Genomic DNA, 19,649 nt, shown 5'->3' with positions numbered 1-19,649 from the left:
GCGTAGCAGCCGGCACGCAGGTCCCTCACTTCGTTCGGGATGACGGTGCTCCCTTCCCGTTCACCGTTCACCCTTCCCCGCCCCTACTTCAGCGTACAGTCACTCCGCACCCCGGTCGCCTTGGCGATCGCCTCCCACGAGATCGCCGCGACGCCGCCATCATCGTGCACCGCGAAGAGGGCGCCCGCTCGGAACCCCGGGAGCGCGCGCTGCGTCAAGGCGATCCCATCGGTGTTCTTGATCGTCGGCGACCCGAAGGCGCCGACATGCGCCAGCGTCTTCCGATCGAAGAGGTGGTAGGTGTTGATGACCTTCCCCTGATCGGTGGCGACCCAGTAGCCGGCGCTGTCGCCGCAGGCATAGAGGACGATCCCTTCTGCCTGATTGGGGAAGAAGCGCTGCGGCACCGTGTCGCCGGTGAAGCGGCCAGCGAGGGTGTAGCGCTTCAGCTGTGACGCCCCTTCCAGTTCTTCTGCGATCAGCAGCTGGTCGTTGGCCGGGTCGACCATGATCGATTCGACCACCCGCAGCACCCCCGCCCCCGTGGTGTCGCCGAAGGTGCGAACGAGCGCGGCCGTGGCCCGTCCTCCCCGCACCACCACGCGATACTCCCGGACGCGGCGTCCCAGCGCGCTATCGGGCGGCACGGAGTCCTTCACCAGTTCATAGCTGTCGGTGATCCACGTGCGATAGCTCCCCGCCCCGTCTACCGCGACGCTGATGCCGTACGGCTTGACGAGGTCGCCCTCACCGTAGCTCCCGAGCGGCGTGAAGTCCGGCAGCTGCAGCAGTTGGACCCGCCGCCCGTCGCGCTCGACCACCCACAGCAGGTCGTCCATCACCGCCAGGCCGTTGGGGCGCTCGAATTGCCCCGGGCCGCGCCCGGCCGTGCCGACGTCGCGGAGCCACTTCCCCGTGGCGGCATCGTGGACGCGGATCAGATCCCCTGCCTTCGCCGAGACGAGGAGCCACGCCTCGCCCTGCGGCCCATGCCAGATCGCCGGCGAATCGATGTCCAGCAACGTGTCGCGCGCGGTCTGCCAGGCCTCGCGCACCTCTGCCGCGATCGGTGGGCTGTCCGTCATGTCGGCGGCTGGCGGTGGCGTGGCGGGACGGCCGCAGGCCGACACGAGCAGGAGCAGGACCGCGGGAGCGGCAAGCGACGACGGAACGGACACGACGCAACCTCGCACAGGAATGGGGAAGAGCAGGACGGCGACGAATCTCGCGGTGCCAGGTCACGAACGATTCACAGGATGATCAGATGGTCGTGACAGGAACGCGACGCGAGATGCCCCCGCTCGTGACAGCCCCGGGAGATCATCTCCCGGTTGCATTCCCCGGACCACGACCACCTTCGCCCCAGGATTCGTCACATGCCATTTGTCGGTCTGTCCCGTGCCCTCCGCTGGGCCGCCTGTTCCCTGCTTCTCCCCGCGGCCGCGCTGGCGCAGGGAGCCGTCGCCGGCACGGTCGTCGACGACGCATCCGGCATCGCGCTGACCGGCGTGGTGGTCCGCCTCGACGGCACCACGCGCGAGGTGCTCACGGACCGCACCGGCCGCTTCCTTCTCACCGGCCTCCCCACCGGTCGTCAGGAGCTCGTCACGCGCTACATCGGCTACGCCGCGGCGCGCGCCACGGTCACCATCGAGGCCGGACGCACCACCACCGCCGTCTTCCGCCTCCGGTCGGTCACGACCGACCTCGGCACCCTCGTCGCCACCGCCACGCGCAGCGGTCAGGCCTCGGCGCTCAATCAGCAGCAGAACGCGGCGAACGTGACCAACGTCGTCGCCGCCGACCAGATCGGTCGCTTCCCGGACGCCAACATCGGCGACGCGCTGAAGCGCATTCCCGGCATCACGGTCGCGATCGACCAGGGCGAGGCCCGCTTCGGTTCGATCCGCGGCACCGAGCCGCGCTTCAACTCGGTGATGGTGAATGGCGAGCGGGTGCCGTCCGCAGAGGCGGAAGTGCGGCAGGTGCAGCTCGACCTGATCCCGGCCGACATGGTGCAGGCGATCGAGGTCAACAAGTCCCTCACGCCGGAGATGGATGCCGACGCCATCGGTGGCGCGGTGAACATCGTGACCCGCGCGGCGCCGGCCGGCTTCCGCCTCTCGACCACGCTCGGCTCCGGCTACAACTGGATCCGCAACGAGCCGGTCCTCCTCGGCTCGGCGATCATCGGCACGCGCTTCCTGAACGACCGCCTCGGCGTCATCGCCAGTGGCTCGTATTACGATCAGCAGTACGGCTCGGACAACAAGGAAGGGGTCTGGGACAAGAGCGGCAGCGGCGCGGCGTACATGACCGAGTTCGACGTCCGCCGCTATGACATCCAGCGGATCCGCAAGTCAGTCTCCGGCTCGGTCGACTACCGTTTCGATGCCGCCAACACGGTGATGTTCCGGGCGATCTACAACAATCGCAACGACTGGGAAAATCGCTTCCGGAGCCGCTATGCCTTCGGCGCCCCGAATGCGAACGGGGTCCAGAATACGGAAATCCGCCGGCAAACCAAGGGCGGTGGTCCTGCCGACCGGTTGAAGGCCTCGCGCCTCGAGGACCAGCGCACCCAGAGCTACCAGCTGTCGGGCGAGCATCTCCTCGGACACCGGGCCCAGCTCAGCTGGTCGGCGTCGACGGCGAAGGCCTCCGAGACCCGCCCCGACGAGCGCTACATCGACTGGCGCGTGCGGAACATCGCCTACACGGCCGACTATTCGGATGAACAGACGCCCCAGTTCGCGCCCGTCAACGCCGCGCTGGTGACCCCGGACCGCTACACCTTCCGCCGGATCGAGCAGTTGGAGAGCTTCACCGAGGACCGCGATCGCAACGGGCGCCTGGACCTCCGGCTGCCGCTGGCGGATGGCGATCGGGGCACCACGCTGAAGATTGGCGCGCGCTATCGCGACAAGGAGAAGCTCCGCGACAACAGCTACAATTTTGCGGCGCCGGTCACCGGCAGCGCCTTTGCCAACTTGACGCTCAAAGGCAACGCCGACTTCACGACCGATCGGAACTACGCCGGCAACTATCAGTACGGCGTCTTCACGACGCCCGCCCAGCTGGCCGCCCTCGACCTCTTCAACGCGGCGCAGTTCACGCTCTCGGACCAGCCGGCAGAGTACGCGGCCGGCAACTTCACGGCGACCGAGACGATCACCGCCGGCTACGCCCAGGTCGAACAGCGCCTCGGCGCGGCGGTGTCGCTGATCGGCGGCGCGCGCGTGGAGCGCACCAAGGTGGACTACCGCGGCTTCGAGTTCAACGTGGACGACGAGACGATCTCGCCGACCAACGGCGGCCAGTCCTACACCGATGTGCTCCCCAGCATGAACCTGCGCTGGCAGGCCGCGCCGAGCACCGTGGTGCGCGCCGCGTGGACGAACTCGCTGGCCCGGCCCAACTACTACGACCTCGTTCCGTACCGCTCCGTGTCGCTCGACGACGACGAGCTGTCGACCGGCAATCCGGACCTGAAGCCGACGCGCGCCATGAACCTCGACCTGACCGCGGAGCGCTACTTCGCCTCGGTCGGCCTCGTCTCGGGCGGCATCTTCCACAAGCAGATCGACGACTTCATCTACAACTTCACCGCGTTCAACGAAGTGGATGCCGTCACCGGGCGGACCTTTGCCCAGATCTCCCGGCCACGGAACGGCGCCAAGGCGCGCCTCACCGGCGCCGAAGTCGCCGTGCAGCGCCAGCTGGACTTCCTCCCCGGCATGCTGAAGGGCCTGGGGATCTACCTCAACTACACCTACACCGACTCGAAGGTGGAGGGGCTCGACATCGCCGGGCGCGAGAACGAGAAGCTGCCGCTCCTCGGCACGGCGAAGCACAGCGCGAACGCCTCCCTCTCCTACGACGGCAGCCGGCTCTCCTTCCGCGTCGCGCTCAACTACCAGAGCGAGGCACTCGACGCCGGGGAGGGTGGCTACAATGAGGATGCCTTCTACGACCGCTGGGCCGACCGGCGGACCGACATCGACGCGAATGCCACCTTCGCGCTCACCCCGAAGGCACGGTTCTTCGTCGAGGCGAACAATCTCAACAACCGCCCACTGCGCTACTTCCAGGGCACCCGCGGCCGCCTGGCGCAGGACGAGTACTACGGCCGGCGCGTGCAGACGGGGTTGAAGATCGACTTCTGACGGACGGCGAACAGCGAACCGCGAACTACAGACGGTGAGGGGTGAGGGGTGAGGGGGACTGTCATCCCGAGCAAGGCGAGGGATCTGCGTAGCGGCCAGCACGCAGGTCCCTCACTGCGTTCGGGATGACAGTGCACCCCTCACCCCTCCCTGTTCGCCGTTCGCTGTTCGCTGTTCGCCGCCCCCCATTGCCCCCGTCCGGCCCCGTCCCTAACTTGCTTGCCAACAAGTAAGCGAGGTTCCGCCATGCCCCGCCCTTCAGCAGCCCCTGCCGCGCGGCTCCGCGACGCCGAGCGGAGCCGCGCCGCGATTCTCGAGGCCGGCGCCGAGCTCTTTGCGGAGCTGGGCTACGAGGCCACGTCGCTCGCGGCCGTCGGGGTGCGCGCCGGGCTCTCCCGGGGCACGCCGGGGTACTTCTTCGGCTCCAAGGCCGAGCTCTACCACGCCGTGCTGGAGCACGCCTTTGCGGACGCCCTCGAGACCATTCGCGCCGGGCGCCTGCGGGCGATGCGGAGCGCCCGCCCGCCGGCCGAAGTGCTCGCCGGGGTGGTTTCCGATTATGTCGACTTCGTGGTGGCGCATCCGAACTTCCTCCGCCTGATCCAGCGCGAGGCATTGGGCGAGGGGGCGGGACTCGATGCCCGCTCGCTGCGGCAGGCGGTGGGCAGCGAGGCGGTCACGGCGCTGGCGCAGGAACTCGGCTTCCCGGCGCGCGCCCGCACGCAGGTGATGCACCTCCTCCTCTCGATGATCGCGCTGACCTGGTTCCCGGCGCTTCACGACGACACCCTCGTCGCCGCGATCGGATTCGACGGCCCCACTCCGGCATTCCTGGCCGCCCGCAAGCGCCATATCACCACGCTGCTGCTCGGTGCGCTCCCCTCCCGGCGCACCTCCCCGACCCGACGGAGTCCCCGATGACCGACGTTCTCACGCCCGCCGCCGCTGCCCCTGCCGCACCGTCCGTCGACGAGGCCCGCGCCGTCGCCGAAGCGGCCCGCGAAGCGGAATGGACCGCACCATCGTTCCTGCGCGAGCTCTTCGCCGGCCGTCTCCCGATCGGGTTGGTGCACCCCTTCCCCGCCCCCGACCCGGCGATGGTGGCGAAGGCGGCGCCCTTCCTGACGGAACTGGAGCGCTTCCTGAAGGAAGATGTGGACAGCGATGCGATCGACCGCGCCGGCAAGGTCCCGGCCGACGTGGTGCAATCGCTCCGCGAGATGGGCGCCTTCGGCATCAAGATCGACGAGCAGTACGGCGGCCTCGGTCTCTCCCAGCTGATGTACACCAGGGCGATCGGGATGGTGACGTCGCAGGATGGCTCGCTCACCGCCCTGCTCTCGGCGTCGCAATCGATCGGCGTCGCAGTACCGCTCAAGCTGTTCGGCACGCCGGAGCAGAAGCAGCGCTTCCTGCCGCGCCTGGCGCAGGGTGCCATCTCGGCCTTTGCGCTGACCGAGACCGGCGTCGGCTCCGATCCGGCCGGCCTCGCCACCACGGCGGAGAAGAGTGCCGACGGCACGCACTGGATCCTCAACGGCGAGAAGCTCTGGTGCACGAATGGTCCCGTCGCCGAAGTGATGGTCGTGATGGCGAAGACGGGAACGCGGATCACCGCCTTCATCGTCGAGGCCGACATGCCAGGCGTCGAGGTGGTGCATCGCCTGGGCTTCATGGGACTCAAGGCGATCGAGAACGGCGTCATGCGCTTCACCAACGTGAAGGTGCCTGCCGAGAACGTGATCTGGGGCGAGGGGAAAGGGCTCAAGCTGGCGCTGATCACCCTGAACACCGGGCGGCTCACCTTGCCGGCGTCCGGAGTGGCCGGGGCCAAGCGCGCGCTCCAGATCGCGAGGAAGTGGGCGGCCACGCGCACGCAGTGGGGCAAGCCGATCGGCAAGCACGACGCCGTGGCGCAGATGATCGGCAAGATGACGGCCGACACCTTCGCGATGGAGGCGGTCGCCGAGCTCGCGTCGCTCCTCGCCGATCGGGGCGACACCGACATCCGTCTCGAGGCGGCGATCGCCAAGCTCTGGAACTCGGAAGTCAGCGGGCGGATCGTCGATGACTGCCTGCAGATCAAGGGCGGCCGCGGCTACGAGACCGCCGATTCGCTCCGGATGCGCGGCGAGGTCCCCGATCCGGTCGAGCGGATGTACCGTGATTCGCGCATCAATCGGATCTTCGAAGGCTCCAGCGAGATCATGCGACTGTTCATCGCGCGTGAGGCGGTCGACACCCATCTCAAGGTCGCCGGCGACCTGATCGATCCGCGGACATCGCTCGGCGTGAAGGGGAAGGCGTTGCTCCGCTCGGCGGGCTTCTATGCCGCCTGGTATCCGCGACTCTGGCTCGGCACGGAGTGGTTGCGTTTCGGTGGATTCGGGCAGCTCGCGGGCCACCTGCGTTTCGTGGGGCGCCGTTCACGCAAGCTCGCCCGCACGCTCTTCCATGCCATGGTCCGTTTCGGACCGAAGCTCGAACAGCGGCAGTCGGTGCTCTTCCGCCTGGTCGACGTCGGCGCCGAGTTGTTCGCGATGACCGCCGCGATCAGCCGCGCCGAGACGATGGCGCGCGTCGGCAATCGCGATGCGATCGCCGTGGCCGACGTCTTCTGTCGCCATGCTCGCCAGCGCGTCGACCACCTCTTCCGGCAGGCGTTCGGGCCGGATGACGTGACGACCTATCAGCTGGCGCAGCGGGTCGTGAAGGAGGAGTTGACCTGGATGGAAGCGGGGATTGTTCGTGAGGGGTGAGCCCCGATAATTGACCGGTGAAGTGTGCGACGTGCGATGTGTGATGCGAAAGGTGAAAGGTGAAACGGCGAGAGTACGCGCGTTTCACCTTTCACCTTTATCCGAAGCACGCATTCATCGTCGCGTGTGCCACTCCTCCCGAACTGAGGCGTCACCCCTCCTGTCGGCGCGTTGGAGCGCCGCAAAGCGCACACCTCGATCCGCGATCAACCTCAGCACCACCGCTGACGGATCCCATCCTGTGACCCGGAGTACCTCATGGCCCGCACTGCACTCTTCACTGCCCTCCTGCTGTCCGCCGCCGTGGCCGCTTGCAGCGACGACCCGACCGGCAACGGCGACCCTGGTCCAATCCTCGTGGTCGGTAACGACATGGGGGTCAGGTTCCAGAACTTCTCCCTCAGCCGTGATGGCGCGCCACTGACGGATGCAGTCGTCAAGATCAACGGTGTCACCGTGCCGCAGAGCGGAACCGGCAGCTACACCTACGACATCGGCACTCCACTCATGACCGGGCAGGACTTGGTGCTCCGTGTCGAACACGATGGTGATGTCGTCGAGGGACGCGCGACCATCATTGACGGGCCCACGTTGACGGCGCCCGTGGCGGACCAGCCGATCACGTTCGGACAGCCACTTACCGTGAGTTGGACGTCGACTGCCCAGCCAGACTTCTGGGTGGCCACCCTGACATACACCAATGCTGGCGCAGGCAGCGGGTTGACCGATTCGCTTCCCCCGGCCGCCAGGAGCAGCGTGCTGGCCACGACGACGATCCCGGCCACCGCGATCAACCCCGCAGCCGGTGTCTACAGCTACCTGCGCGGGACGTTCACGGGGCCCGCCGCCGCCGGCTCGACCATGCGCGTGCGTACCGGCTCGGCCACGGTGAATCTGGTCAAGGCGCCGTAACGGATCAGACGTGAGACTAAGGCCTTGAGAGGTGAGACGTGAGACGTACCCAGCCAGGGCGCACGTCTCACGTCTTACGTTTTACCGTTCACCGTTCACCACCGTTCACCGTTCACCAACCTACCTTCTGAGCCCCACCACAATCGTCGGATTCCAGTTCCCCACGATCCCGCCTGAGTAGTTGTGGATCAGTCGCGTCATCCGACCTTCGGCGTAGAGCGCCACGGGCCAGCTGGCGGGACGCGCGGTGATGCCGGCCCCGAGGTGACCCTGCAGCGCCTGATCGTTGAAGCTGGCGTCGAAGGTGAAGTTAGGCAGCGTGGCGCCATTCTCGTCGGTGACCAGTTGCCGGTCATGCTCGCGAACGGTCAGAAAGCCGAGCCCGATCAGCGCGTACGGGCGCACCGGCCCGTCGGCAGGGGCCATCCGCAACGTGGTCCCCAACGACCAGCCGGTGTCGCGGTTGCGGCTGTCGAAGTGGCACGGACCAGTTCCGCCGCCGGGGAGGAAGCAGTCGGTGGTCGACTGACGGTGGATTTCGTTCAGCCGCTCCACGCCCCCCTCGAGACTCCAGGTGAGGTTCCGGCGAGTGACGAGGTCGACGCCGAGGCGAACGATCATCCCGTGATCCGACTGGGAGTCGCCGATCCGGCCTTCCATCTTGGTGTAGCCGGCACCGAGGGAAAGCTGCTGGGCCGAGACAGGAAGCGCGGCAGACAGGAGGAGCGAAAAGAAGAACGACCCGCGCGTCAGGGCCGTTTGGAATCGAATGGTCGGTACCAGCATGGCAACCTCCTCAATGGTCGAGCGTCCGGTCACCCACCGAAACGGGGTGCCGGACGCGAACCTAACGGGAAGCGGGAGGCGATTGTTTCAAAACGTTACGGCATCGCGTCGCGTCGCCTCGGTGCCGTCGGCCGAACGCGGTCGTCGGAAACAACGCCTGGCTGTCCCCTATATTGCCCGCCGTCCACCCACCCCGAGTTCGATCATGCGCCGATTGTCCCTGGTTCCCTGCTTTTTCCTTGGCGCGTGCGGAGCGCCCGACCGGGCAACCGGCCTCGCCGTTGCCGACACGATGGCGCTGGTCTGCGAAGCGGTGCTGCAACCGTCCGCTGACGACGACGGGCGGATCGAAGGCTTCGCCCCGGGGCCGAACGGCGTGATGGCGTGGACCACGGAGTTTGGTGCCACCGAAATCCGCGTGGGGCGCGGCCTGGCGGAAAGCCGGCCGCTCGGACGAAACGGGGCCGGTCCGGGTGAATTCAAGATGATCTACACGATGGGTTGGCGTGGAGATTCCGTGTGGGCCACCGACCTTCAGCTCAGCCGCGTGCAGTTCTTCGCCGCCGACGGGAAGTACCTGTCCGGGACCCAGTTGAGTGGCCAGCAGCCGTGGACGCCCGCCCCCTTGGCGCTAGGGAGCAAAGGCATCGGCCTGGGAGGCTGGGGATTGTTGGGGATGACCGCGGTGGCGGCTGCGACGGATTCGCTCTACCACTTCCCTGGACCCTCCGAGGAGCGCATCACGATTCCGATAGGCAACGGCAGCTCGATCCTGAGCACCCAGCCGTTCTCGGCTCAGGCCGTCGCCGCGGGTTCCCCGAATGGCGAGCGGTGGTGCGGAGTGGAGCCGCTCGAGGACGACCGCATCCGCCTCCGGTGCGTTGATGATCGCGGGGTCCTGCAGCGTGACACGACGTTCGCCCTCGCCGGCATTCCGCTTGACGACGGGACGTGGGAGGCGAAGTTGGCAGACTTCACCAGCAGCGGGAGAGTCACCCGCGAGGCCGTGCTTGGCGTCGTCCGTCGGCCGGCAATGCTCCCCCGAGTGACGGCAATGCGCGTCGATCCAAACGGCGCGGTCTGGTTGAACCGCAGTCCGGCCGGCGCTCCGATCCAGCGTTGGCTCCGTCTCACGGCCACTGGATCGTTGCGTGACACCCTTCTCCTGAGCGGCCGTCACACGATCCGCCACCTGTCAGGCGACACCCTCTGGCTCGCCACGCCCGACCAGGATGATGCCATCACCGTCTCCCGGTGCGTCGGCAGGCGCTGACGCGCCGCCGGCGCCTCAGCGAAACAACTTCAACCATTCCCCATACCCCTGCGCCTCGAGCTCGGCCACCGGAATGAACCGCAGCGCCGCCGAGTTCATGCAGAAGCGGACCCCCTCGGGGCCGGGGCCATCGTCAAAGACGTGACCGAGGTGGGAGTCCGCCTGGGCGGACCGGACCTCGGTGCGGGTCATGTAGGGCAGCGAGCGGTCGGTCCGAGTCGCCACGGCGTCGTGATTGATTGGCTTGGTGAACGACGGCCACCCCGTCCCCGAGTCGAACTTGTCGCGAGACGAGAAGAGTGGCTCGCCCGAGACGACATCGACGTAGATGCCATCCTCGTGACGGTCCCAGTATTCGTTCTCGAACGGCGGCTCGGTCCCTTCGTGCTGGGTCACCCGATACTGCATCGGATTGAGGCGGCGGCGGAGTTCTTCGTCGGTGGGCTTGTGAAACGACACGGCATGCTCCGGGGATGAAGGTCTCACTCCCGGAACATACGCCGATCGCTGCGTTCTGGTTCCCTGCCCTGCCTGGACGCTATTGCCGCCGGGGGATCGCCGTGCCGTGGCAGGCCATGCACAGTTGCGGGTTCTTGCGGAGCATCCGTTCGGAGTCGAAGCCGGGGCCGTGCGGCGAGAAGCCGCGGCCCTTCTGCGCCGAGTGGCAGGTGAGGCAGTCCCGTTCGACGTGACACGACGCACAGCTCTCGAGCGACTGGCGCGCCGCCTGACCATGCCCGACGAAGAACTGGCGGTTGCCATCGTGATACCCACCAGCGCCCAGCAGCGCGCGCTGCGAGACCACCCCTGACTGCTGGTGACAGCTCTGGCAGAACTGCGCTTGATTGTGGCACTCGGCACAGGAGCTCGCGCGGGAGTACGCATCGGCCGGATGCCGCGTCAGGAAGCTGGCCGGATGATACTGCCCGCGGTTGGCTGTGTTCGGGACGTGGCAGGTGAGACAACTCTGCCGCGTGTGACACGACGCGCACGTCTGCATCGTGGCCGCGGCGACGGTGCCATGCTTGGTGGGCCATGTCGGCGTGTGGGTCAACGGGGCCTTCGCCTTCGGCATCGCGCCGGCCCCGCGACCGGGGCCCGCCGGATAGAGGCCGCGTGCCGCGGCCGGCAACTGGTTCACGTGGCAGACCGCGCAACTCTCCCGCGTGTGGCAGGTCTGGCACGCCTGTGCCCCATGGCCCGCCTGCTTGCCATGTTGCGACTCGAAGTCGGCACGCAGGTGCGTGGCGGGCTGGTCGAACTTCCGGGGCAAGGCCACCGAGGCGTTGTAGAAGCCAAGCGCCTGGATGGCGGGAATCTCCGGTGCATTCACGTGGCAGTAGGTGCAATAGGGGCGCACGTGACAGGTGGCACAGCTCGACGCGACCCGCTGCGTGCCCACCGTGTTCTTGGCGAGCGTCCCGTGCCCGGCCTTCGACTGGAAGTTGGGCGCATCGTGGCTCACCGGCCGTGGAAAGCGGCCCACCCGTTCGCGACTCAGGCCGGTCGCTTTCGAGAGAGCCACGTGGCAGGTGGCGCACGCGGTGTCGGGCAGCGAGAAGTGATTCTCGCGGCCCAGCTTGTGACAGCTCAGGCACTGGGGAGCGTCCGGGCCGCGCACATCCATCCACTTGGCGCCGCCCGTGGCATGGCAGTCGACACAGGTGCCCGACGAGTCGGCGTGCCGTGCCCGACGCCGCTCGAGGTGGACGCGATGATTGAAATTCAGGTGGGTGATCGGCGGGCCGACGCGAGGCTGCCAATCCACGATGCGCTGCGCCGTGCCGTCATGACAGGTGGCACATTGTGCCGCCGTCGGGAAGATGCTGACCCCGGCACGTTCCGCGCCGACATGGCACGCCGTGCAGGAGACAAACAGCTTGGCGTGCTTGCCGTGATCGAACGGATCCGGGACGCTCGGCGCGCGCGCCGCACCGATGGCAATGCCCGCAACCGTGCCGAGCAGCAGCACCAGTCCGCTGATGCGACGGATCATGGTGTTCTCCCGGCCGGGCGCGCCGGCGGCAGGGCCCAGCGATCGGCGCTGGACCGGAGCGTCATCGAGGCGCGCAGTCCGAGGCGCCACTGATTCCAGTCGAAGGCGGCCGCGTCGAGCCGATCGCGCGACTCCCAGTACCGATCCACCGTGGCACCCACCTGCCACCGCTCGGCGACGTGATAGCTGGCTGCGGCGCCGAACCAGGTCAAGCCGGCGTCCTGGAAACGAAACTCGAGCGGACGCTGCAGCGAACCACCTTCGATCGAGAGGGTGATCGGATCCCGCGGATGCCAGGCGATGCGCGCATCGACTCCCTCGCTGCTCGCGCCGGGGAGTCGTTCGGTGTGTGCACCGCCAGTGACCACCCACTGTTGACGGGGCGTCAGCGTGGCCTCGACGCCGGCCCGCCAGCCGCTCTCCTTCGCATTCACCTGCGGCGTGCTCGCCTCGGTGGGTTCATAGCGGAACCACTCGCCACGGCCTCGCAGCTGGAGGTTCTTCAGGACCCCCAGGGCGAGCGAGCCATTCACGCCGCGGTACGGGACCGGGGAGAACGCACCCCAGACCGTCCACAGATCGAAGTAGGGGCGATAGTGGCGCGCCCCGACGGTCGCCCACAGCCGTGGCGCGCTGTACGCAAGCGTCGCCTCCGCAGTGCCGAGCTGGGCGAGCGCCATGTCATAGTCAGCGCCGCCGACCAGCGAGACGCGCTTGAACGGACGCAGCTGCGCCGAGATGCCGGCCCGCTCGGCGACGAAGTAGTCGGTGATCGGATCGATCTCGCGACGATACTCGACCGTCGCATCGACATCGCGCAGGCGCAGGCCCACACTGCCCCCCGCGACGATCTGGCGGACGCCGGGGTTGTAGTCGAGCAGCGGATTGACCGCAGGCGACGTGACCGGCAACACGGTGCCGCGCGCCATCCCCCAGCCACCGTAGAGCGAGACATCGATCGGCACCCGGTCGAACCGCAGCGCGGCCCGCGCGCCGTCGAGTACACCGAGGCCCGCGTTGCCGAGGCGCCCCTGATCGAGCAGCCGGCCGCCCTGCACCGTCAGCCCGTTGCGGATGTACTCGGCGAAGCCCTCGGTCAGCTGCAGCCGCGGCGTGGTGCCGGCCCAGGCCTGTTCGCCGGCGAGATCAGTGTAGTACCGGGCGTGCATGCGGACCCGCAGGCCGGTCACGCCGAGGCCCCACAGGGTGAGGTCGGTCGAGGCCATCGCGGGCACGCCGCGGCGCACCTCGCCCGGACGGAAGAAGTGGCAATAGCCGTCGTTGAAGCAGGTCACCGCAAAGCCATCGGGAGAAACCGGACCACCGGTCGGCCCGGTCTGCACCTGCGCGTCGGTAATGCTGTCGGGGGTGATGGCCCGAATGGCGACCCGCTGCGCGGCGGCGTCGAAGCGCAGCCGCCACGACTGTGCCGTGAGGGGCACAACGCCCAGCGTTGCGAAGGCAACCAGGATCCGCATCGCCCGATGACCGCCGGTCACTGGGCGTCTCCCGCCGTCAGCAGATGGAGACGGTACTCCGCGGGCGACTGCAGGAAGTGACACGTGCTGCACTCCCCGGTCGGCTGGTGATTGCGTTGCGCTTCGTGGCAGGTCACGCAGAAGGTGCGGTTCGGGACCAGGCCGGTGATGACCGTGGCCCGGTGGCACTTGTCGCATGCCGAGTGCGTCTGGCGCACGTGCACGGCGCGCACCGCTGCCTGCGATGTGACGGCGGCATGGCAGGTGGCACAATCCCGGCCGACGGTGTGGTGCTGCACGTGGCATCCCTGACAGCGACGCACGCTGTCGGTGGGGATGGCGTTGGGCGGTCGATGGCAGTCAACACACTTCACGGCGGCGGCGTGCTGCCCGTGCGCAAAGGTCACCTCGCGCGTCCGTGCGGGATGCTCGGAGCCCTGCACCGTCATCACGGCGACCCGCGGCCCCTCGATCTTGGCCGTGGTATGGCAGGCGGCGCAGGCCTTTGGCTCGAGCGTGCCGCGATAGAGCGCCTGGTGATGACAGAGGTCGCAGCCGCGCGGCACGGCGAAGACCAGCTTGCCGCCGGCCCCACTCAGCGTGTGACAGGTGATGCAGGCCAGCGACGTGTGACGCGAGTGGGGGAACGAATCGGCGGGAGCGGAGGGAACGAGGGTGGCGGCGGACGCGACCGGGCGCCCGGGAGGCGGATCCTCCTCGGGCGGCACGTCGCCCTTCCCGCGCGGCGGCATGGGTTCTTCGATGGGTGCCGTGAGGACCGGCGCATGCACCGCACTGACCCGCGTCCGCACGACGCTCATGGTGTCAAACGGGAGCGGCGGCTTGAAGTTGCCCCGCTTCCGCGCCTGGGTGTGGCAGCCGACGCAATCCGAGGCGTCGACGGAGGCCGCATGCGGCTCATGACAGGTGAGGCACTGCGTCGCCACGCGCTTGTGATTCGGCCCCGCGTGGAAGGGGCTCTTCTCGAGGTTGGCGTGGCACTTGACGCAGGAGCCGCGCGCATCCTGCGGGGTCTTGTGCGCATGCACATCGTGGCAGGAGCCGCAGGTGCCGTTGTGCGGATCGCGCTCGACCCGGTAATTCGGGAGCCGGGCCTTCATCTGATGGCAGGCGGTGCACTGCCCGACGGCGGGCACCAGCGCCTGCCGCGCCGCGCTGTCGCTCGCGAGCGCCGGGAGGTCCTTCCGGAAGGCGTGGCAGACCGCGCAGTTGATCTCTGCGAGGTCGGTCATCTTGTTGAGCTTGATCCCCTGCTTCTCGTGGCACCCCGACTGCTGACAGGTGCGCGCCGAGGGGATGAACTTGTGCACCTCCTGCCCGTGGCAGGTGACGCATTGGAGGTCCTTCAGCGGCAAGGAATCGGAGTCGAAGTGGACGCGATGCCCCGCGAGGTTGCGGACGTGTTCCCACTTCTTGGTCTTCGGCCCTTCGAGCGAGTGGCACCCTTCGCAGCGAGAGTTCGGCACCGGGGCATGCTTGCCGATTTCGGTCGGACGGTTGGCCACCCAGAGCACCAGCTGCCGCGTGCTGGCGAAGATGCTCTGCTGGTGACAATTGTGGCACTGCAGCGTGTCGTGCTTGCCGGCGCCGATCTGGAAGCGCGCGAACGGCTTCTCCATGACGTGACAGCCGGTACAGAAGCCGTTGTCATGCTGCATGTAGTTCCAGCTCTTGATGCCGGCGAAACCCGCGACGAAGAGCGCGATCAGGGCGCCCCCGGCGAGGGTGAACTGGATCTCGCGCGAGCGGGTCCGCAACCAGCCGACTTCGCGGTCGCGCTTCTGCCAGAGGAGATACCCCACCGCGAGCGCGACCAGCCCCCCGAGCACGGCGCCACCGATCTGCACCCACTGCGGCACCGACATGAGGAAGCGGACCGTCTCGGCCACGCCGCCCGGGAGCGGCGGCGGGGTAAGGGTGTCACGCAGGATGCCGACGGCGGCCCCGAGGGTGTCGCCGACGGCACGCACCGAATCCCCCACGGCGCCAGTGTCGGCACCGGGGGGATTCTGGAGCGAAAATCGTGGGGAAGCTCACTCCCCGGTGACGTGCCGAGTGGAGAGGTATGCGGGCTGACGAACCCCCGCGGCCTGCAACGACTGCTCCACCAGGATGCTCACAGGCGCCGGCGGGGCCGGCAGCGCGTACGCGGTGCGGAGTTCGTTGATGCTGGCGCCCAGGAGGGCACGGGCCAGGAACGGATTGTGGACGCCCTTCGAGCGATCGCCGTTGCCGTAGCGCGCCTCACCGAAGGTCTTCACGTTGAACTCGGCGCCGCGCGCCGGCGTGACGACGGTGGCGTTGGTCAGCTCCGCCGGTCGGTCACGCTTGATGATCGCGAGGTAGCCACCATCGGTCGGCGCGGCATCGATGGTCTTGTTGCCGTTCAGGTCGGTCCAGATCTGCGCGGCAAGCGTTTCGATTTCGCTCCGGGCCAGCGAGAGCCGGCCGGCGGCGATCGCTTCCGAGGCGTGACAGCCAGCACTCACGCAGGTCTTGAAGGACCGGGCCGGCGGGGTGTAGGCGCAGGTGGTGTCCGCGACCGGCTTGCCGCCGGTGACGCACGGGATCGCCTTGAAGAGGTGACCCGTCGAATTGAAGACGAAGTTGCCGCTCGTCGCATCGGTGATGTTCCACCGGTTCACGTGGCAGCCGGCGCAGAGGCGCGGGTTGGCACTGCTCGCGTGGGTCGTCAACGCGATGTTCGTGTCGATCGAGACCCCGGCCGGCCGATAGCCACCGTTGCCGAGCAGGACGAAGCCCTGCGGCGCATGCGGCGTGCTGCTTCCCGGCGCGGGCTCACCGCGGCGCATGTGGCACTTCATGCAGAGGTTCTGCTCGCGGTCGGCCGTCGTCGATCGGGAACCGGAGCATCGCATTGTTCGCCGAACCGTGCGGATCGTGGCAGACGGCACAGGTGATCGGTGCCGCACCGGTCGAATCGCGCTCCACGTAGTTCGCGGTCGTCGCCCCCCAGGCCGTCAACACCGTCTTTCCGTTGTGGCAGGCGGTGGCGCAGGTCGAGGTGGTGGAGACCTTGTTGTGGGCGCTCAGCTTCCACTCATCCGCGAACGGGTGGTGGGTGCCGCTGTGGCACGAGGCACACGACGCACCGTCCACCGTCATCGTCAGGCGGGCGAGCGGCCAGGTGGCGCGTACCTCAGGATTCTGTACGTGGGCGCTGCCGGGACCGTGGCACGCCTCGCACTGCACATCCTGGTACGCAGAGTCGGTCTTGACGCTCCACCCCGCCGCCGTCGTCAGCTTGTTGCCGCGTTCGTTGACGGTGTGGCAGCCCCAGCACGTCGCCGTCGGCGCCGTGTTGAGGTCCTTCAGCGTCTTGTGCGCCAGCGCGTGCTTGGTCTGGACCCAGCGCGACTGGTGCCCGACGTGGCAGTTGCCGCAGGTGGTCTGCTTGGTGGAGACCTTGTAATAGCCGAGCAATCCGCTCGCCGCATCGGGCGGCGCGTTGAACGGCTCACGATCGCGATAGACGATCTCCGTGGTCGTGCATCCCGCCGCAACGAGGGCGAGAAAGGCGACACGGGCGACTGAACGAAACACGAGGGACATCGGGACCTCCCGATGAAGGAACGAACTGATGAAGCGTGTGAGGGAACGCGTCGAGCGGCGACTGCGGTCGTCGGCAATCGCGACGCTCGAGTCAGTGTGATCAGGGAAACTACGGAACTGCAATGCCACGTTGATACTTCCTTCCGGTGAACGTTTCCATCCGGTGGACAGCATCAGTCTAGTAGGAATTCACGGCGCGCGCCAGATGAGATCGCACATTCAAGTGCGACTGCAACGCTCGGAAATACGGGAAAATACGGGGATGTTTTTAGTCGGGATTACCGGAAGATCACCCACGCATCCGTCGTGCGATGGACTCCCGCAGGCGGACGTCCTCGCCTGCGTTGCTGATCCACGCCGCGGGCCAGTCGCGAATGCCGTCTCGCGCGCCGACGATCGCTCCGAAGAGCGAGCCGACGAGGGGACTCATGCCGCCGCGCTGCACCATCTCGGTGAGCGCCTCCACCCCGCGAGAGCGATGGTGGAGCTGCCAGAGCAGCCAGGCGAGCGTGGTGGTGGGGTCGGGTTCCTCGCCGGTCGGCACCGGCGGCGCGCGCCGTGGATCACGCGGCACCGCACGCACCGCCTCGAGCATCTCCGCCGACGCGCGATTGCTGCGCAACAACGCCAACACGTCGGGGATGACGTCGCGCTGACCGTCGAGGAGGCGCGACGCGGTCACGACCAGCGCCACGGCGGCGAGCGCTGCGCTCTCCGACGGATCGAGGAGGCGCGCCACATGAAACGCGCCAGACACCATCGTGGCGGGTGTCGCCGAGGCAAGCGCGGCAGGCAGCGCGGCAACCAGCGGGGCGGTTCCGGCGGCAGGGAGCGTGGCGGTGGGTGCGTCGAATTCGGCCATCTGCGCGAGCGCGGCTTCGAGGAGGGGGCCAGCCTCGAAGCCATCTTCCCGCCACCAGGCGAGATAGCGCCCACTGAGTCGGCGGAGGTCGACCCCGCCCTCGAGGAATTCCTCCAGCAGGCCGTCGCCCAGCGCGACGTCCGCGGGCCGGCGGCCGGGGGGTGGCGCCAGCGGCATGACGCCCTGCTCGGCCAGCGCCGCACGGACGGCATCCGGGCCGAGGCACCTGGTGGTCCGGGCGGCGAGCCGAGCGCCGACAACGGCGCCCACCAGAAAGCCGGTGCGGCGGGCATCGGCGTCGAGCGCTGGGGAGGCAGGGGGCGTCGTCATGCCGCAAAGAAAGCGCCTCCCCCGCCCCGGCGCACCGGGGGGCCGGGGGCCTTATCTTCCGGGACGCCCGCAGCATCCTGCGCAACACTCTCGACACAGAGAGGACCTCGGTGGCCAGCGACACCCTCACCATTACCGACAATCGCACCGGAAAGCAGTACGAAGTTCCGGTGACCGACGAGACCATTCACGCGACCGCGCTCCGCCAGATCAAGGTCAATGCCGACGACTTCGGCCTGATGACCTACGATCCGGCGTTCATGAACACGGCCGCCTGTCGCAGCGCGATCACCTTCATCGACGGCGACAAGGGGATCCTCCGCTACCGCGGCTACCCGATCGAGCAGATCGCCGGGCAGGCCTCGTTCCTGGAAGTGGCCTACCTCCTGAGTGCGGGGGAGCTGCCGACCCACGAGCAGCTGGCTGGCTGGGAGCACGACATCCGCTTCCACACCTACGTCCACACCAACATCATCAAGTTCCTGGAAGGGTTCCGCTACGACGCGCACCCGATGGGGATGCTGCTGGGGGCGGTCGGGGCGCTGTCGACGTTCTACCCCGATGCCAAGGACATTCACGACCCGCGCAACCGCTACATCCAGAAGGTTCGCCTGATGGCGAAGCTGCCGACAATCGCCTCGTTCTGCTTCCGCCATGCGCGCGGGCTCCCGTACGAGTTCCCGCGGAACGACCTCGATTACATCGGCAACTTCGTGAACATGACGTTCAGCATCGGCGGCAAGCATGAGCCCAATCCGGTGCTGCAGCGCGCCCTCGAGATCCTGCTGATCCTGCATGCCGACCACGAGCAGAACTGTTCGACGTCGGCGGTGCGCGCCGTGGGCTCTTCGGGGGTCGACCCGTTCTCGGCGGTCTCCGCGGGCATCGCCGCCCTCTACGGCCCGCTGCACGGCGGCGCCAACGAGGCCGTGCTCCGGATGCTCGACGAGATCGGCACCAAGGACCGCATCCCGGCGTTCATCGAAGCCGTCAAGAACGGCGGTGATCGCCTCATGGGCTTCGGCCACCGCGTGTACAAGTCGTATGACCCGCGCGCCAAGCTGATCAAGCAGGTGGCCTACGACGTCTTCCAGCAGACCGGCCTCAACCCGAAGCTCGAGATCGCCCTCGAACTCGAGAGGATCGCGCTCGAGGACAAGTACTTCATCGACCGCAAGCTCTACCCGAACGTCGACTTCTACTCGGGCCTGATCTACCAGGCGATGGGCTACCCGACCGACTACTTCACGGTGCTCTTCGCGCTCGGCCGCCTGCCGGGCTGGCTGGCGCAGTGGGAAGAGATGATCACCGACAAGGAGCAGAAGATCGCGCGGCCGCGGCAGATCTATACGGGCCCCGATGAGCGGGAGTTCGTGCCGTTGGTGATGCGGAAGTAGAACCGGTGGGATGATGGATGATGGATGATGGATGATGGATGATGGATGAAGCCCCGAACCGCGATGTGATTCTCGCAGTTCGGGGCGTTGGTTATC

General features: G+C 67.8%; 15 protein-coding genes. 6 read left to right on the top strand and 9 right to left on the bottom strand.

What is annotated here, in order from left to right; all coding sequences use genetic code 11:
- Positions 1-83: 83 nt before the first annotated feature.
- Complete coding sequence (locus tag IPP98_01330) at positions 84-1,178, bottom strand: phytase (protein ID MBL0177754.1); 1,095 nt, start codon at positions 1,176-1,178, stop codon at positions 84-86.
- A 198-nt stretch (positions 1,179-1,376) separates the two neighbouring features.
- Between IPP98_01330 and IPP98_01325 the strand changes: the two genes are divergently transcribed.
- The 4 genes from IPP98_01325 (at position 1,377) to IPP98_01310 (ending at position 7,837) form a co-directional block, all read left to right on the top strand.
- Positions 1,377-4,166, top strand: a complete 2,790-nt coding sequence (locus IPP98_01325; GenBank protein MBL0177753.1) for a TonB-dependent receptor — start codon at positions 1,377-1,379, stop codon at positions 4,164-4,166.
- 246 nt (positions 4,167-4,412) lie between these two features.
- On the top strand, positions 4,413-5,087 hold the full coding sequence (locus IPP98_01320; GenBank protein MBL0177752.1) for a TetR/AcrR family transcriptional regulator: 675 nt from the start codon (positions 4,413-4,415) through the stop codon (positions 5,085-5,087).
- A complete protein-coding gene (locus tag IPP98_01315) occupies positions 5,084-6,925 on the top strand; it encodes an acyl-CoA dehydrogenase family protein (protein MBL0177751.1) in 1,842 nt (613 codons plus the stop codon). The genes IPP98_01320 and IPP98_01315 overlap by 4 nt, the downstream gene beginning before the upstream one ends.
- A gap of 258 nt (positions 6,926-7,183) precedes the next feature.
- Positions 7,184-7,837 (top strand): hypothetical protein, encoded by a 654-nt coding sequence (locus IPP98_01310; GenBank protein ID MBL0177750.1) that lies wholly within the window; start codon positions 7,184-7,186, stop codon positions 7,835-7,837.
- A gap of 120 nt (positions 7,838-7,957) precedes the next feature.
- On the opposite strand, the gene IPP98_01305 is transcribed toward IPP98_01310, so the two are convergent.
- Positions 7,958-8,623, bottom strand: coding sequence for a hypothetical protein (locus IPP98_01305; GenBank protein MBL0177749.1), 666 nt, complete (start codon positions 8,621-8,623; stop codon positions 7,958-7,960).
- Between the two features lie 205 nt (positions 8,624-8,828).
- Here IPP98_01305 and IPP98_01300 point away from each other — a divergent pair, with 205 nt between their 5' ends.
- A complete protein-coding gene (locus IPP98_01300; GenBank protein ID MBL0177748.1) occupies positions 8,829-9,896 on the top strand; it encodes a hypothetical protein in 1,068 nt (355 codons plus the stop codon).
- A gap of 15 nt (positions 9,897-9,911) precedes the next feature.
- Here the strand turns inward: IPP98_01300 and msrB are convergent, their stop codons facing one another.
- The 7 genes from msrB to IPP98_01265 all read right to left on the bottom strand — a co-directional run bounded on the left by msrB (position 9,912) and on the right by IPP98_01265 (position 18,156).
- Positions 9,912-10,304: a peptide-methionine (R)-S-oxide reductase MsrB gene (gene msrB / locus IPP98_01295; GenBank protein ID MBL0177747.1), complete on the bottom strand. Its 393-nt coding sequence runs from the start codon at positions 10,302-10,304 to the stop codon at positions 9,912-9,914.
- A gap of 130 nt (positions 10,305-10,434) precedes the next feature.
- Positions 10,435-11,892, bottom strand: coding sequence for a cytochrome c3 family protein (locus tag IPP98_01290; protein MBL0177746.1), 1,458 nt, complete (start codon positions 11,890-11,892; stop codon positions 10,435-10,437).
- Entirely contained in the window at positions 11,889-13,391 is a 1,503-nt protein-coding gene (locus tag IPP98_01285) for a hypothetical protein (GenBank protein MBL0177745.1), read from the bottom strand. The genes IPP98_01290 and IPP98_01285 overlap by 4 nt, the downstream gene beginning before the upstream one ends.
- Positions 13,388-15,361, bottom strand: coding sequence for a hypothetical protein (locus IPP98_01280; GenBank protein MBL0177744.1), 1,974 nt, complete (start codon positions 15,359-15,361; stop codon positions 13,388-13,390). The genes IPP98_01285 and IPP98_01280 overlap by 4 nt, the downstream gene beginning before the upstream one ends.
- Before the next feature lie 63 nt (positions 15,362-15,424).
- Complete coding sequence (locus tag IPP98_01275) at positions 15,425-16,204, bottom strand: hypothetical protein (GenBank protein MBL0177743.1); 780 nt, start codon at positions 16,202-16,204, stop codon at positions 15,425-15,427.
- Complete coding sequence (locus tag IPP98_01270; protein MBL0177742.1) at positions 16,191-16,964, bottom strand: hypothetical protein; 774 nt, start codon at positions 16,962-16,964, stop codon at positions 16,191-16,193. Before IPP98_01270 ends, IPP98_01275 begins: the two co-directional genes overlap by 14 nt.
- A gap of 289 nt (positions 16,965-17,253) precedes the next feature.
- On the bottom strand, positions 17,254-18,156 hold the full coding sequence (locus IPP98_01265) for an ADP-ribosylglycohydrolase family protein (GenBank protein MBL0177741.1): 903 nt from the start codon (positions 18,154-18,156) through the stop codon (positions 17,254-17,256).
- A gap of 110 nt (positions 18,157-18,266) precedes the next feature.
- Here IPP98_01265 and IPP98_01260 point away from each other — a divergent pair, with 110 nt between their 5' ends.
- Positions 18,267-19,553 carry a citrate synthase gene (locus IPP98_01260; protein MBL0177740.1) on the top strand — a complete coding sequence of 429 codons (1,287 nt, stop codon included), beginning with the start codon at positions 18,267-18,269 and terminating at the stop codon, positions 19,551-19,553.
- The last annotated feature ends 96 nt before the right edge of the window (positions 19,554-19,649 follow it).

It is taken from the genome of Gemmatimonadota bacterium (assembly GCA_016720805.1).
Taxonomy (GTDB): domain Bacteria; phylum Gemmatimonadota; class Gemmatimonadetes; order Gemmatimonadales; family GWC2-71-9; genus Palsa-1233.
This window is presented reverse-complemented; position numbering and strand designations above follow the sequence as displayed.

Coding starts and splice junctions, on each gene's coding strand:
- IPP98_01325 (MBL0177753.1), top strand. CDS start 1,377: ATGCCATTTGTCGGTCTGTCCCGTGCCCTCCGCTGGGCCGCCTGTTCC.
- IPP98_01320 (MBL0177752.1), top strand. CDS start 4,413: ATGCCCCGCCCTTCAGCAGCCCCTGCCGCGCGGCTCCGCGACGCCGAG.
- IPP98_01315 (MBL0177751.1), top strand. CDS start 5,084: ATGACCGACGTTCTCACGCCCGCCGCCGCTGCCCCTGCCGCACCGTCC.
- IPP98_01310 (MBL0177750.1), top strand. CDS start 7,184: ATGGCCCGCACTGCACTCTTCACTGCCCTCCTGCTGTCCGCCGCCGTG.
- IPP98_01305 (MBL0177749.1), bottom strand. CDS start 8,623: ATGCTGGTACCGACCATTCGATTCCAAACGGCCCTGACGCGCGGGTCG.
- IPP98_01300 (MBL0177748.1), top strand. CDS start 8,829: ATGCGCCGATTGTCCCTGGTTCCCTGCTTTTTCCTTGGCGCGTGCGGA.
- msrB (MBL0177747.1), bottom strand. CDS start 10,304: ATGCAGTATCGGGTGACCCAGCACGAAGGGACCGAGCCGCCGTTCGAG.
- IPP98_01290 (MBL0177746.1), bottom strand. CDS start 11,892: ATGATCCGTCGCATCAGCGGACTGGTGCTGCTGCTCGGCACGGTTGCG.
- IPP98_01275 (MBL0177743.1), bottom strand. CDS start 16,204: ATGCGCCGCGGTGAGCCCGCGCCGGGAAGCAGCACGCCGCATGCGCCG.
- IPP98_01270 (MBL0177742.1), bottom strand. CDS start 16,964: ATGTCCCTCGTGTTTCGTTCAGTCGCCCGTGTCGCCTTTCTCGCCCTC.
- IPP98_01265 (MBL0177741.1), bottom strand. CDS start 18,156: ATGACGACGCCCCCTGCCTCCCCAGCGCTCGACGCCGATGCCCGCCGC.